This window comes from Streptomyces sp. enrichment culture (assembly GCF_964273255.1).
GTDB lineage: Bacteria > Actinomycetota > Actinomycetes > Streptomycetales > Streptomycetaceae > Streptomyces.
This window is the reverse complement of record NZ_OZ186835.1, coordinates 1,315,863-1,330,038: the sequence shown is the minus strand read 5'-3', so window position 1 is coordinate 1,330,038 and position 14,176 is coordinate 1,315,863. Positions and strand designations below refer to the sequence as shown.

The 14,176-nt window shown below is 76.0% G+C and carries 10 protein-coding genes and 1 pseudogene; 5 read left to right on the top strand and 6 right to left on the bottom strand.

Features of this window, described 5'->3' with window-relative positions:
* Positions 1-36: 36 nt before the first annotated feature.
* From ACSU53_RS05770 to ACSU53_RS05755, 4 genes are all read right to left on the bottom strand, one after another.
* The gene (locus ACSU53_RS05770; RefSeq protein ID WP_437025228.1) at positions 37-1,383 is read right to left on the bottom strand and encodes a hypothetical protein; all 1,347 of its coding nucleotides are present in this window, start codon (positions 1,381-1,383) and stop codon (positions 37-39) included.
* A 202-nt stretch (positions 1,384-1,585) separates the two neighbouring features.
* Positions 1,586-2,848, bottom strand: coding sequence for a calcium:proton antiporter (locus tag ACSU53_RS05765; RefSeq protein WP_437025226.1), 1,263 nt, complete (start codon positions 2,846-2,848; stop codon positions 1,586-1,588).
* Positions 2,849-3,239: 391 nt separating this feature from the next.
* Positions 3,240-4,661, bottom strand: a complete 1,422-nt coding sequence (locus ACSU53_RS05760) for a GAF domain-containing protein (RefSeq protein WP_437025224.1) — start codon at positions 4,659-4,661, stop codon at positions 3,240-3,242.
* Positions 4,662-5,160: 499 nt separating this feature from the next.
* Entirely contained in the window at positions 5,161-6,795 is a 1,635-nt protein-coding gene (locus ACSU53_RS05755) for an acyl-CoA dehydrogenase family protein (RefSeq protein ID WP_437025222.1), read from the bottom strand.
* A gap of 147 nt (positions 6,796-6,942) precedes the next feature.
* Here ACSU53_RS05755 and ACSU53_RS05750 point away from each other — a divergent pair, with 147 nt between their 5' ends.
* From ACSU53_RS05750 to ACSU53_RS05740, 3 genes are all read left to right on the top strand, one after another.
* A complete protein-coding gene (locus tag ACSU53_RS05750) occupies positions 6,943-8,106 on the top strand; it encodes a YihY/virulence factor BrkB family protein (RefSeq protein ID WP_437025220.1) in 1,164 nt (387 codons plus the stop codon).
* A gap of 135 nt (positions 8,107-8,241) precedes the next feature.
* Entirely contained in the window at positions 8,242-9,219 is a 978-nt protein-coding gene (locus ACSU53_RS05745) for an AraC family transcriptional regulator (RefSeq protein WP_437025218.1), read from the top strand.
* A 339-nt stretch (positions 9,220-9,558) separates the two neighbouring features.
* Complete coding sequence (locus tag ACSU53_RS05740) at positions 9,559-10,287, top strand: helix-turn-helix domain-containing protein (RefSeq protein ID WP_437025216.1); 729 nt, start codon at positions 9,559-9,561, stop codon at positions 10,285-10,287.
* Positions 10,288-10,430: 143 nt separating this feature from the next.
* Here the strand turns inward: ACSU53_RS05740 and ACSU53_RS05735 are convergent, their stop codons facing one another.
* Together ACSU53_RS05735 and ACSU53_RS05730 are read right to left on the bottom strand one after the other, a co-directional pair.
* Positions 10,431-11,417 (bottom strand): oxidoreductase, encoded by a 987-nt coding sequence (locus ACSU53_RS05735; RefSeq protein WP_437025214.1) that lies wholly within the window; start codon positions 11,415-11,417, stop codon positions 10,431-10,433.
* Positions 11,418-11,551: 134 nt separating this feature from the next.
* Positions 11,552-11,962 (bottom strand): VOC family protein, encoded by a 411-nt coding sequence (locus ACSU53_RS05730; protein WP_437025212.1) that lies wholly within the window; start codon positions 11,960-11,962, stop codon positions 11,552-11,554.
* An 89-nt stretch (positions 11,963-12,051) separates the two neighbouring features.
* Between ACSU53_RS05730 and ACSU53_RS05725 the strand changes: the two are divergent.
* Together ACSU53_RS05725 and ACSU53_RS05720 are read left to right on the top strand one after the other, a co-directional pair.
* A pseudogene (locus ACSU53_RS05725) lies at positions 12,052-12,408 on the top strand (alpha/beta fold hydrolase); the annotation flags it as partial.
* Positions 12,409-12,614: 206 nt separating this feature from the next.
* Positions 12,615-14,165 (top strand): carboxylesterase/lipase family protein, encoded by a 1,551-nt coding sequence (locus ACSU53_RS05720; protein WP_437025210.1) that lies wholly within the window; start codon positions 12,615-12,617, stop codon positions 14,163-14,165.
* The last annotated feature ends 11 nt before the right edge of the window (positions 14,166-14,176 follow it).

Here is a 14,176-nt window from a genome sequence, read left to right as displayed (position 1 = left end):
CCGGGGGGCTCGCCGACCTCGCGGAACGCCCCCGGATCAGTCCAGGGACCGGTCCACCGCGTCCAGCGGCAGCGCGAACAGCATCCGGCCGGACTGGGACCAGATCTCACCGGTCTGTTGCCAGTACGACAGCGATGACGCGTCGCCGCTCCAGCAGCGGTGCGTCTCGTCCGTCCCGCACCGGGTGGGGCGCGCCCCCTCCGTGTCCTGCCGCCACAGCGTCCCGCGCTCGTCGGGCGTCCCGGTCACCCGTCCCAGGTACCAGCCCGACCGGTGGGACAGCGCGCTGCGCACGTCGGTCAGCCGGGTCTCGTAGGCCGCGACCGCGTCGACGCGGGACGCGGGGTCCGTCGCCAGGAGGCCGGACCGCATCGGGTCCACGCTGAACGCGTACCGCCACAGCCGGGTCGGCCCGTCGTCGCCCTCGGACCGCGCCTCGTGCGCCACCAGGCTGTCCGGGGTGGTGCTGCGGTCCAGCGAGATGCCGCCGGGCTGCGGGGCGTCGGCGCCCGCGGTCCGGTACGCGCCCACCGCCGGGAGCACGTACCGCGCCCCGGCCGCCGACCAGCCGTCGGCCACCCGGCCCACCGACGGGCCCGACACCGACGCCCGCTGCAGCCGGTCGATGTCGTAGACGTACAGCGCACTGCCGTCCTGCCGGTCGGCGGTCACCAGCAGCTTGTCCTGGTACCAGACCATCCCGGACACCGACGAGGCCAGCGCCCGGTAGTCCCGGCCCTCCTGGACCGGCACGGCCAGCAGCACCCAGGTGTAGCTGGGCCCGCCGTCGGCGTCCCGGTCCACGAACGCGACCCGCGCCAGACCGTCCCCGCCGGTGCCGCCGCCGGCGTCCGCCGGTGAGCCGTCCGCCGAGGCGTCCCCCGGGCCGCCGGTCACGGGACCCGACCGGCTCCAGCCGGACAGGATCACCCGGTGCGGGCCCCAGCGGCCGTCGTCGTCGGCGTCGCCGGACGTGGTGACCGCGCCCGCCTCCCAGCCGCCGGTGTCGGCGTCGCCCCAGCAGTACGCACGGGTCGCCTCGGGCTCCACGGGCAGCGCCCGCCGGTCGTCCGCCGGACAGTCGTCCGCCTCCCGCAGCACCCCGTCCGCGTCGGCGAGCACGGCGTCCATCCCGACGGGCGGCCCCATCTCGTCGGACAGCCGGTCCAGCCAGGCACGGGGCACCGGACGCTCGGTCAGCCGCAGGGGCGCCGTCGCGCCGGGGGAGGTGAGCGACTCCAGCGCCCCGGGATCGTCGGCGACGGTGGCCTGTGAGGTGCTGATCATCGTGGCGGCGGCGGTCAGGGCCAGGGCCGTTCCCGCCAGCGCCGCCCGCAGCGCTCTGCCCCGCCGGCGGCGGCGGTGTCTGCCACGATGCTTCATACCGTCCTCCCGAGGCGAGCCAACTGCGTCCCGCGATCCTGGCGTTGACACGGGGCAGGGTGGGGTGGCCCGGAAGGCGATGCTACGACAGCCGCACCCGGCCGGGGGCGAGGACCCGGCAAATACGCGGAATCCGTGACCATCGCACTGTCCGACGGCCCACCGGGACGGGGAGCGGGCCGCCGGACGGGGCACCCGCGCGTCACGAGAAGACGGCGAGTCCGTAGAGGACGAACACCATCAGGTGCGCCGACCCGTGCAGGGCGGTGACCCGGCGTCCGGTGAAGGTGAGGGCCGTCAGCAGCAGGCTCACCCCGAGCAGCACCAGATGGGTGGCGCTCTCGGCGAGCACCACACGCTGTCCGGTGACCAGTCCGATCGTCAGCACGGCGGGGACGGTGAGCCCGACCGTGGACACCAGGGCGCCGTGGCACAGGTTGCTCACCCGCTGGATCTCCCCGCCGAGGGCGGCCCGCAGCGTGGTGATCGTCTCGGGCAGGAAGACGATCATCGCGATGACGACACCCGACAGCGCCACCGGGGCTCCCGCGCGGGCCAGGCCGTCGTCGAGGAGGGCCGCCATGTCGTGGGACAGCAGCACGATCGGCACCACCGTCGCCACCAGCAGCAGGGTCCGGGCGACGACCTCCGGACGGTGGCCGGCCGGCGGCCCGCCCGCCCCCGGACGCGACGCGACGTCCCGGCCCCGGTCCAGGTCCAGGTCCGGGCCCCGGTCCAGGCCCTGGTCCTGGTCACGCCTGGGGTCCTGTCCCGGCGTACGGCCCGTTCCCGGCCGTTCTGCGCCGACCGGGGCGGGGGCCGTGGCCGTGCCGGGCAGGGGGCCGACCTCCTGGAAGTCGGCGCGCTGGGCCCCCGTCTGCCGGACGAGGAAGAACCCGTACAGGACGACGGTGAGCGCGCCCAGGGCGACCGCCTGCCCCGGCCGGTAGGCGCCCCCGGCGCCGATGAGCCCGGGGAACGCGAACGCCACGGCCAGCAGCACCACCAGGAGCGCCAGGTAGGCCGAGACGCCGGTGCGGTTGGGCCGGAGGACGTCGTGCCGCAGCCCGCCGGCCAGCAGGGCCGCTCCGACGACCAGGTTCAGGATGATCATCGACACGGCCATCACGGAGTCGCGGGCGATGGTGGCGTGTTCGCCCGGGCCCAGCATCACGGCGGCGATCAGGACGACTTCGATCAGGACGATGGACAGGGTCAGCACCAGCGTGCCGTAGGGGTCGCCGAGCCGGCGGGCCAGGTGTTCGGCCTGGGCGACGACCCCGAAGGCGCAGACGACGATCACCGCGACGATCGCCGCGAGCACCGTCCACAGGACGGGGGCCGGCAGAGGGCCGGAGAGGAAGGGGCCGGCGGCCAGGGTGGCGAGGAAGGCGCCCCAGCCGAGGGCCAGCCGGGCGAGCGCGGAGGGGGTGAGAACCGTTCGCAGGAGGGAGGGCGTGGGCACGGATGTCTACACGTTCTGCCGGGTCGTCCCTGCTCGTACCGCACCTGCCGGGTCGTCCCGGCGGCGTCGTTCCGCCTCACTCTACCCGGCGCCCCGGGGCCGCCGACGTCCCGGCCGGGCCCCCGCGCCCCGGGAGCCACCGCCCGTGACGCCCGCCACCGGGCCCTTCGGGCGGCCGCCTCCCGGGGACGGGCCCCGGGGCGGCCCGGCCACCGGGCGTCTCCGTGCGGGGGGCGCGTCGGCAAGGCGTCCGGCCACCTGGCGCCTGCGTGCGGGGCGCGTCAGCCGGGACGGTCAGCCCGGTGCCGGTGCCGGTGTGGAGCCGTGCTGCGCACGGCCCGGGGCTCACCCGTCCGCTGCCGAGCCGGCGACCGTGCCGGCCGCCGTCGCCTCAAGGCTCCGAGGCCGAGGCCGGTCCGAAGCGGCGGGCGCCGGCCGGTCCGTCGGTGCGCGGCCCCGGCACCGGGGACGCCGCGTGCGGTCCCGCCGCAGCCGCCGCAGCGGCATCGGCCGCCGGTGCCGCGTGCGGTCCCGCCGCCGTCGGCGCCCGCCGCTCCGCCACCGCCGCCGCGGCCCCCGGGAAGAGGTCCCGCGGGTCGTCCGGCAGCAGCACCTCCACCTCGACGTCCTCCGCGAACCGGTACGGCCGGTGCTCCAGCAGCCCGCCGAGGTACCGGCGCACCCGGGACATCTCCGCCCGCACCGTCACCGTGCGGCCCGGATCGCCGAACATCTCCCCGGCCAGTTCCGCCGCGCTGCGGCCGGACCGGTGCACCGCCAGCACGTACAGCAACTCCGCGTGCCGGGGACTCAGTTCCCGCGACCAGGTGCCCGTGCTGCCGGTCACCACGACCGACCAGCGGCGCGGCTCCCGCAGGTCCAGCTCCACCCGCCGTCCCGGGCAGGGCATCGGCTCGTCCGCCGCCCGCACCAGCCAGCCCCCCGCCAGCGGCTCCAGCGTCGACCGTCCGAGCACGGGCAGCCACCGTTCCCCGGCCGCCGGCGACTTCGGCAGCGCCAGCCGCCGCACGTACGGCATCCCCGTCACCGCCGCCGTCCAGCCGTACCGGTCCACCACCACGGCACGCCCGTCGATGCGCGCCAGGACCGGCGCGGCCACCGCGCGCAGCCGCTCCAGGGACTGCTGGTGCATGTCCCGCAGCCGCGCCTCCGCCAGCTTCGCCACCGAGTCGACCCAGGCCAGCGTCGCCGGGTGCATCGTGTCCAGCGGCCCGCTCACGTCGACCACGCCGATCAGCCGGCCGTCCCTCGGGTCCGTCACCGGTGCGCCGGTGCACGTCCAGGTCGCGTGGGAGCGCACGAAGTGCTCGGAGGCGAACACCTGCACCGGCCGCCGGGTGACGGCCGGCGTGCCCACCCCGTTGGTGCCGACGACGCTCTCCCGCCAGTCCGCCCCCACCTCCAGGCCCAGCACGTCGGCCCGGCGCAGCACCGGCGCGCTGCCCTCCCGCCACAGCACCCGGCCGTCCGCGTCGGCGACCACCATGATGTGCCGGGCGACGTCCGCCACCGACAGCAGCCCGTCCCGCAGGACCGGCAGCACGTGCCGCAGCGGCGACGCCTCGCGGCGCCGCCACACCTCTTCCGCGGACAGCAGCCGCGCCCGCACGTCGTGTTCGGGGTCCACCCCGCTGCGCAGCATCCGCTCCCAGGACTCGCCGATCACCGGGCGGGGTGCCAGCGGAGCCCGCTGCCCGGCCAGGGTGGCCGAGCGGACCTCGTCGAGCACCCGCGCCGCGCGCGTCGCGTCGACGGCGGCCAGGTGCGTCAATTCCATCGGCGAGAGCGCCACTGGTCCTCCTGGGGGGAGAACTCGGGGAGTGGCCCGAGCGGCCGGTCGGCCGCGCCCCCGAGATCCGTTCTGACAGTCTGTCTCATGGTGCCGTCCCCGCCGGGCGGACGTACGCACTCCCGTCACACTCAGCAGCATGTTGCAACCCCCTGCAACCCTGGTGGACACCCGCCCCGCTGATTGAAACTTGAGCGACGCCGTCCCGAGCGGCGTCCACGGTTCCCCCGCGGGACCGTGCGGCCGGGGGTGGTGCCGTGTCGGCGCAGCACCACCCCCGCGCCGGAAAGCGCCGCGCACCGTCCGGCCCGCCGGACGGATCCGCACCTCCGTGCCTCCGCACCTCCGTGCCTCCGCACCTCCGTGCCTCTGTGCCTCCGCGCCGCCGCCGTGCTCAGACCGTCGGCGGGGTCGCGTCCACCGGTCGCGGTCAGAGTGTCGGCCGGGTCGTGTGTACAGCTCTCGCTCAGTCCGTCGGCCGCGTCGCGGGTACGGCTCTCGGTCAGACCGCCGGCCGCGCCCGTTCCACCAGCGACGCCAGGTCCAGGGTGTGCGGCAGCGTCCCGAACACCGCGCCCCCGTCGCCGCCCAGCCGCCCCGCGCAGAACGCGTCCGCCACCTCCGGCGGCGCGAACCGCACCAGGAGCGATCCCTGGAGCACCAGCGCCAGCCGCTCCACCAGGCGGCGCGCACGGCCCTCCACGCCGTCCAGATCGGCCAGTTCGGTCAGCAGACCCTTGATCGCCCCGTCCAGCCGGTGGTCCGCCCCGCGCGCCAGGCCCACCTCGCGCAGATACGCGTCCAGCGCCCCCGGCTCCCGGCGCAGCGCCCGCAGCACGTCCAGCGCCTGCACGTTGCCCGCGCCCTCCCAGACCGAGTTCAGCGGCGACTCCCGCACCAGCCGCGGCATCCCGGACTCCTCCACGTACCCGTTGCCGCCCAGGCACTCCGCCGCCTCCACCACCAGCGGCGCGCAGCGCTTGGTCACCCAGAACTTCGCAGCAGGCACCGCGATCCGCAGCAGCGCGCGCTCCTGTTCGCCGTCGTCGTCGTACGCCGCGGCCAGCCGCAGCGCCAGCGTCGTCGCCGCCTCCGACTCCAGCGCCAGGTCGGCCAGCACGTTGCGCATCAGCGGCTTGTCGATCAGCTTCCCGCCGAACGCCTCCCGGTACGCGCAGTGGTGCACCGCCTGCGCCACCGCCTGCCGCATCAGGCCCGCCGAGCCGAGGACACAGTCGAGCCGGGTCGCCGCCACCATCCCGATGATGGCGCGCACCCCCCGGCCCTCCTCGCCGACCCGGCGCGCCCACGTCCCGGCGAACTCGACCTCCGCCGAGGCGTTCGAGCGGTTGCCCAGCTTGTCCTTCAGCCGCTGGATCAGGAAGGTGTTGCGGGTGCCGTCCTCCAGGACCCGCGGCACCAGGAAGCAGGTGAGCCCGCCGGGCGCCTGCGCCAGCACCAGGAAGGCGTCCGACATCGGGGCCGAGCAGAACCACTTGTGCCCCGTCAGCGCGTAGGTGCCGTCCTCGGCGAGCGGGCGGGCCGTGGTCGCGTTCGCCCGGACGTCGCTGCCGCCCTGCTTCTCCGTCATCCCCATCCCGAACAGCGCACCGGCCTTCCGCCCGGCCGGCCGCAGCCCGCGGTCGTAGACCTCCGACGTCAGGCGCGGCTCCCACTCCGCGGCCAGCGCCGGATCGGTGCGCAGGGCCGGCACCGCCGCGTGCGTCATCGACAGCGGGCAGCAGTTCCCCGCCTCCACCTGCGTCCACACCACGAACGCCGCCGCCCGCCGCACGTGCCCGCCGGGCCGCCGCCAGGCCGACGTCAGGCCGGCCGACACGCCCTTGCCGAGCAGCCGGTGCCAGGACGGGTGGAACTCGACCTCGTCGATCCGGTGGCCGTAGCGGTCGTGGGTGTGCAGCCGCGGCGGATGCTCGTTCGCCAGCGCCCCCCACTCCTGCACCTGCGCCGACCCCGACGTGCGGCCCAGGCCCGCCAGCTCCGCCTCCGCCTCCTCGCGCACCTGCGGATCCAGATGCCGTCCGACCGCCTCCACCAGGGCCCGGTCGGCGCCGAACACGTCGTACTGCACGAGGGGCGGAGCCTGGTTCGTCACGGTGTGCGTGGTGCCTGCCATGTCAGCGAACCTACCCCCAACCCCCCGTCCCTCACCCGCAGCGCACGGGCGGCCGCCCGTCCGCGGGGGACGGCGGGCAGAGCGCCGGGTGCCGGACGAATCCGCCTGTGGGTGAGTGCGACCAGGCACGACGGATACCGTTAGCACGTGCAGCCAGCAAGAGACACCACCGACGAGCCGTCCGGTCGCCTCCACCGGGCCAGGGCCCTCTACCGGAACGTATCCAAACGCAGGACCGCCTGGCTGCTCCTGAAGGACACGGTCAACTCGTGCATGGAGTACCGCATCCTGGGCCTGGCCGCCGAGGCCGCGTTCTTCACGCTGCTGTCGGTGCCCCCGCTGCTGCTCAGCATGATCGGGCTGCTCGGTTACGTCGACACCTGGACCGGCGCCGAGACCATCGCGAGCCTGCGCAGCAACCTCCTCGACGCCTCCCGCACGGTGCTGTCCGACCGCGGTGTGCAGCAGATCGCCCAGCCCATCCTGGACGACGTGATGAAAGGAGGCCGCCCCGACGTCATCTCCATCGGCTTCCTGTTCGCCCTGTGGTCCGGCTCCCGCGCGGTGAACGTCTTCATCGACACCATCACCGTCATGTACGGCCTCGACGGCGTCCGGGGCATCGTCAAGACCCGCCTGCTGGCCTTCCTGCTGTTCCTCGTGGCCCTGCTGATCGGCTCCGTCGCCCTGCCCCTGATGGTGGCCGGGCCCGACGCCGTCGTGCGCATCGTGCCCTGGTCGACCACGGTCGTGCAGATCCTGTACTGGCCGGTCGTCATGCTGCTGTCGGTCGCCTTCCTCACCACGCTCTACCACGTGTCCGTGCCGGTGCGTTCGCCCTGGATCGAGGACGTGCCGGGCGCGCTCGTCGCCCTCGCCATGTGGGTCCTCGGCAGCTTCCTGCTGCGCCTCTACCTGAGCAACACCGTCGAGGGGCCCACCATCTACGGCTCCCTCGCGGCGCCCGTCGCCGTGCTGCTGTGGATCGGTGTGTCCGCGTTCGCGGTCCTGGTCGGGGCCGCCGTCAACGCCGCCATCGACCGGGTCTGGCCGGCCGCCGCCACGGCCGCCGCCCGTGAGGCCAACGAGCGGATGCGCCAGGCGCAGGTCGCCGAGTACGTCGCCCGCACCACGGCCTCCGCCGACGAGGGCGAGGCCGACCCCGACATGCCCTCCGAGTTCCCCGAACGCTGGTCCCGCTTCCTCCCCCCGGAGGACGTCACCGCCCGGCTGCGCACCCACGCCAAGTCCGGCCATCCCCCGAAGCACGGGAGCGACGCGCACGACGACGACACCCCGCCCGGCCGCTGAGCCGGCCCCGGCAGGGGAGGCCGCCGGGCGCCGGTCGTCGCGCTCCCGGTCCTGCGGCGGCCGTGGCGCTGCCCCGCCCGGAGGCGGTCGTCGGTGCGGGGCCGCCGGGCGGGCCGCGCGTTCTACGCTGACGGCATGGACGTCCTCACCGGCCTGCTGGAGGGCCCGCGCGCCCGCGGGGCCTTCCTGATCAGAGCCTGTTTCGACCCGCCCTGGGCGGTCCGGGTCGAGGACCGCGCCCCGCTCACCGTGATGCTCGTGGTGCGCGGTGACGCCTGGATCGTGCCGGACCGCGGCCCTCGGCTGCGGCTCGGCCCCGGCGGCCTCGCCATCGCCCGCGGTCCCGCTCCGTACACCTGCGGCGACGACCCGGGCACCGCGCCGCAGGCGCTGATCCTGCCCGGGGGCGAGTGCCACTACCCCGACGGGCGGCCCCTCAACGGCGTCATGGACCTCGGCGTCCGCACCTGGGGCGACCGGACCGACGGCGCCACGGTCATGCTCATCGGCACCTACGGGCGGCACGGCGAGATCGGCGGCCGCCTCCTCGACGCGCTCCCGCCACTGCTCTCCCTCGCCGCCGACGATTGGGACTGCCCGCTCACCCCTCTCCTCGCGCAGGAGATCGTCCGCGACCGGCCGGGCCAGGAGGTCGTCCTCGACCGGCTCCTCGACCTCCTGGTCATCGCCGCCCTGCGGGCCTGGTTCGACCGGCCCGGGGCGGAACCCCCGGCCTGGTACGCCGCCCTGGCGGATCCCGTCGTCGGGCCCGTGCTGCGCCTCCTGCAGAGCGAGCCCGCCCGGCCCTGGACGGTCGCCGACCTGGCCGCGAAGGCCGGGGTCTCCCGCGCCTCCCTCGCCCGCCGCTTCACCGCCCGGGTCGGCGAACCCCCGATGGCCTACCTCACCGGCTGGCGCCTGGCCCTCGCCGCGGACCGGCTCCGCGACACCGACGACACCCTCGGCGCCATCGCCCGCAGGGTCGGCTACGGCAGCGCGTTCGCGCTCTCGGCGGCCTTCAAACGCGCCTACGGCGTCAGCCCGCAGGACTGGCGCACGGCGCGCGGCGGGCCGGAGTCCGTCGGACACCCCATGCCCGCCGGGCTTCGGTGAGGGCTGCGCGGGGCGGTACGGCTCCGCGCGGGGCGGTGCAGCGGAGATCCGGGGCGGTGCAGTGGGCATCCGGGGCGGTGCAGCGGGGATCCGGGGCGGCGCCACGGGAGTGCCCGGGCGCGGGCGGGGCTGGAGGGCAGGGACCGGCCCGCGATGCTTCCGTTGGGCGGGCGCCCGCGCCGGCCGGTCCGGCGGGGCCCGGCGCCCTCCCCGGCCCGGGCGTGCCCGATGCGTGCCGGATGCGTGCCCGGGGCTGCCGGGGGCGCCCGGGCCACCGGAACCGGCAGGTCCGGCGCGTGCCCGGCGCGTAGGGTGAACGGCGAAGGGGAGGTGGCGCACGTGTACCGCGAACGGGCGTCGCGGCTGCCGGGGGCGGTCGTGTGGCGCAACACCCTCTCCGGTGACGCGGGCAGCGGCCGGGTCCTGCCGGACGGCTGCATGGACCTGCTCTGGCACGAGGGGCGCCTGCTGGTCGCCGGTCCCGACACCCGCGCCCACCTCACCGCCGGCGCACCCGGCACCTGGACCGGCATCCGCCTGCGGCCCGGCGCCGCCCCGGCCCTGCTGGGCGTCCCCGCCCACGAACTGCGCGACCGGCGCGTCGAGCTGGCCGACCTCCGAGGCTCCGCCGAGGTCCGCCGGCACACCGCCCGCCTGCGGGCCGCCCCCGACCCCGTGACCGGACTGGAGGACCTCGCCGAGCGCCTGGCCGCGGACACCGCCCCACCCGACCCGGCCCTGGACGCCCTGGCCGCGGCCCTCGGCGCGGGACGGCCGGTCGGCACGGTGGCCGACGAACTCGGCATCGGCGCCCGCCAGTTGCACCGCCGGTCGCTCGTGGCGTTCGGCTACGGGCCCAAGACCCTCGCCCGCATCCTCCGCCTGCACCGCGCCCTCGCCCTGGCCCGCTCCGGCACCCCGGCGGCCGAGACCGCCGCCCGCACCGGCTACGCCGACCAGGCCCATCTGTCGCGCGACGTACGGGCGTTGACGGGCGTGCCGCTGCGGGAACTGCTGGCCGGGGGCGGGGGACGGGCGGGCGGGGCGGACCCGGCGCCTGCCCGGTGACACCGCGGGAGCCCGTGGGCCGCCGCCCCTCGGGACGTACCCGGAAACGGTGAGCGGACCAGGAGCAGCGTCCCGCACACCGGGCGTCTGCACGTGCGCCTTCCGTCCCGCCTGCCCGGTCCCGGCCCGGCGCCGGTCAGCCCTCAGCCGAGGGCGTCGAGCAGCTCGCGCTCACGTGGGCCGCTGAGGCCGGCACGTCGTGCCCGGTCCAGACCCTGTTCGCGTTCCCAGCGCAGCGTGTCGGCCAGCATCTCCGCCGGCGGCCGGTGACGCAGCCCGGCGGCGCGCGCCGCGGAGCCGTCCCGGGCCGACCAGCCTTCCCAGCCCGGCTCGACCAGCCACATCGCCAGCGATTCGGACCCCATGTACTGGGCCACGCCGTGGGCGAGCAGCCACGCCGACGCGGCGGTGACCACCGGACCGGTGTGCCCGCCGACGGCGCGGGACAGCTCGATCCACTCGCCGAACGGAACGATCGGGCCGACGGCGTCGTAGGTGCCGGTGGTGCCCGTCTCCGCGGTGTCGAGCAGCCAGGAGGTGAGGTCCCGCACGTCGACCACCTGGGTGGGCATGGCCGGTGTGTCGGGGACCAGCATCGGCCCCTGCGGATCGCGTGCGGCGCGGGCGACCCAGTAACCGGAGCGCCCGCTGTGATCGCCCGGGCCGCCGATGAGACCGGCTCGTGCGATGAGGAGACGGTCGCCCACCGCGGCCGTCGACGCCTGTTCGCAGGCGACCTTCGCCTCGCCGTACTCCTCACGGCCGACCTCGCTCCGGTCGGTCGGGGCGAGCAGGGGAGCGGACTCGTCCGCGCCCGGCGTGGAGTGGGAGGCGTAGGCGTTGCCGGACGAGACGTACACCCAGTGCCCGGCTCTGCCGCCCAGCGCGTCGAGCGCTCCACGGACGAAGCCCGGCTGCCACGACACCTCGACGACCGCGTCCCACAGGCGGTCGAGCAGGGGCTCGTACGCCGACGGATCACGCCGGTCGGCGGCGACCAGTGTCGCTCCGTCCGCGACTTCTCCGCTGACGCCACGCGCGAGGCACGTCACCCGGTGACCGCGTTCGACCGCCTGCCTCGACAACTCCCGAGCCACCCATGCCGTTCCGCCCAGAACCAGGATCTCCATACCGGCACTCAAGCACCGGGATCACCGCGCGGCCAAGCGGATCGGCTGACAGCAGATTGCGGCCGCCGGATCGACCCCCCGCCCTCGGACGGAAGGAGCGATCCAGTGCGAGATGACCGACCGTAGCGCCGGCCCTACCCGGGCGTCCCGCCGCCCTCGGACGGTGCGAAGAGGTCGACTCCGTTGCCGTCCGGGTCCCGCACCACGGCGTACCGCTGGCCCCACACCGCGTCCCACGGCTTCAGCTCCCCGTGGTACCCGTCGGCGACCAGCTCCGCGTAGAGCGCGTCCACCTCGTCCGCGTCGTCGCACCGCAGGGCCAGCGAGGCCCGTCCGCCCCCGGCGGGTGCCTCGTACCCGGGGTGGAACGAGCGGACCACCTCCTCCGTGTCCAGCAACAGCCGCAGACCGCCCGGGAGTTCCGCCTCCGCGTGCCCCTGCTCCTCGGCCCCCTCGGGGAAGGCGAAGCCGAGCCGGCGGTAGAAGGCGACCGAGGCCGCCATGTCCGAGACGACCAGTCCGATGGCATCACAACGTGCAGTCATGCCTCCCACGGTAGGGACGGCGGTGGAGCCGGTCTTGAAGAAATCGGACACGGCCCGGCGCCGGCGGCCGGAGTTCCGGCCGCAGCCCCGTCGACCGGCCCGAACTGGTCGACCCGGAGACGTGGACCGCCGACCACCGGGACGTCAACGGTCCGGGCAACGACCTCGCGCAACTCGCCCTGTTCCGCAACTACGCCACCAACCGGTCGCTCTACCCCCGGGTGCACGCCTACTTCCGTGAGCGCCGCGTCCCGCTCCTCGCGGTCTGGGGGGAGGGCGACGAGATCTTCGGCCCCGCCGGGGCGCGCGCCTTCGCGCGGGACCTCCCGGACGCGGAGATCCACGTGGTCCCCGGCGGCGGGCACTTCCTGCTGGAGAGCCACCTGGAGACCGTGACCGGTCACCTGCGCCGCTTCCTGGCGACCACCGTCACGACACCGGCGTGACGACGTGACGGTGCGAAGGAACGACGCAGTGACCGGGTGACAGCGGAGGCAGCCGGGCGGGGCGCCGCGGGCGGGGACCGTGGGCCCCACCCACGCCCCCGCCCGCGGTGCCCCGCCGTGGAATACGGCGTGCGGTGGGGCCGCTCTTGTGTTACCGGTGGGTTCAGCGGCGCGTGAGCGCGGCGCGGCGAAGGGCTGGTGGGCAGATGACGGCAGGCCGGGCACACCCCGTGACCGACACGCCCCACGGTGCCGTACGCGGCCGGTGGGAGCGCGGTGTCGCCGTGTACCGGGGCATCCCGTACGCGGCGCCCCCCGTCGGCCCGCGCAGGTTCCGGCCCCCGGTGCCGCCCGAGCCGTGGGACGGGGTGCGCGATGCCGGGGCGTTCGGGCCGACGGCACCGAAGCCGCCCTACTCCGAGGCGTTCGCGCGGTACCTCTCCGATCCGTTCGTGGCGGGTGACGGCTGTCTCAACCTCAACGTGTGGACCCCGGACCCGTCCCCGGACGCCCGCCTGCCCGTCCTGGTGTGGCTGCACGGCGGGGCCCTCACCCGGGGCTCCTCCGCCGTCCCCGTGTACGACGGCCACGCCTTCGCCCGCGACGGCGTGGTGTGCGTGTCGGTCAACTACCGCCTGGGCGTGGAAGGTTACGGCCTCTTCCCGGACGCCCCCGCCAACCCGGGACTGCGCGACCAGCTCGCGGCCCTGCGGTGGGTGCACGCGGCGATCGGGGCGTTCGGCGGCGACCCGGGCCGCGTCACCCTGGCCGGACAGTCCGCCGGGGCGATCAGTGCGGGAGCCCTCCTCGCCGCGCCGCCGACCCAGGGGCTCGTCCGGCGGGCGATCCTGCAGAGCGGGCCGCCCGAGGCGTCCGACCGGGACAAGGTCCGGCGGATGGTGCGCCGCATGGCGGGCCGGCTGAAGGTGCCCGCCACGGCGGAGGCGTTCGCCGCGGTGGACCCGGCACGCCTGCTCCGCGCCCAGGCCGAGGCGGGCCGCCTCAGCAGCCCGGTGCTCGGCGGCCCCGCCTTCGGCGTCGTCGTCGACGGCGACCTCGTCCCGCACGACCCCCTCGACGCGCTCACCACCGGTGGCGCGGCCCCCGGCACGGACCTCCTCATGGGCTGGACACGTGACGAGTACCGCCTGTGGCTGGTCCCCGGCGGACTGCTGGAGCGCGTCGACCGTCTCGGCTCGGTCGCCGTCGCGGGCGCGATGGCCCGCTGCCGCTGCGGCAGCGAGGTGCCCCGGGGCTACCGCGAACTGCTCCCGGGCGCCGGTACCGCCGAGATCGTCGGCCAGATGGTCACCGACCACCTGCTGCGCCTGCCGCTGCACCGCCTCGCCGACGGCCGGACGGACCCCTCGTACGTCTACGAGTTCGCCTGGCCGTCCGGCCTGCCCGGCATGGGCGCCTGCCACGCCCTGGAACTGGGCTTCGTCTTCGGCACCGGCGACCGGCCCGAGGCGCGGAAGCTCGCCGGTGACGGCGCCCCCGCCGACCTCGCCGACGCGATGCACGGGGCGTGGGTCCGCTTCGTCACCGACGGCACCCCCGGCTGGCCGCGCTGGAACGCCCACCACCCCGTCCACGTCTTCGGCGACGGCCCCCCGCACACCGTGCACGGTCCCCGCGACCGGGAACTCGCCCTGTGGGCCTCCTCCGGCGAGGCGCCCCCCGTTCCCGCCGAGCAGCCCGAACTGCGCCGCGTCATCGGCCGGTTGCGGCGCAGGGGCGCGCTGCGGCGCACCTGACACCCGCCCGG

Excerpts from the sequence above, each read along its gene's own strand:
- ACSU53_RS05770 (WP_437025228.1), bottom strand. The coding sequence starts at position 1,383 with ATGAAGCATCGTGGCAGACACCGCCGCCGCCGGCGGGGCAGAGCGCTG.
- ACSU53_RS05735 (WP_437025214.1), bottom strand. The coding sequence starts at position 11,417 with ATGGAGATCCTGGTTCTGGGCGGAACGGCATGGGTGGCTCGGGAGTTG.
- ACSU53_RS05745 (WP_437025218.1), top strand. The coding sequence starts at position 8,242 with ATGGACGTCCTCACCGGCCTGCTGGAGGGCCCGCGCGCCCGCGGGGCC.
- ACSU53_RS05720 (WP_437025210.1), top strand. The coding sequence starts at position 12,615 with ATGACGGCAGGCCGGGCACACCCCGTGACCGACACGCCCCACGGTGCC.
- ACSU53_RS05755 (WP_437025222.1), bottom strand. The coding sequence starts at position 6,795 with ATGGCAGGCACCACGCACACCGTGACGAACCAGGCTCCGCCCCTCGTG.
- ACSU53_RS05730 (WP_437025212.1), bottom strand. The coding sequence starts at position 11,962 with ATGACTGCACGTTGTGATGCCATCGGACTGGTCGTCTCGGACATGGCG.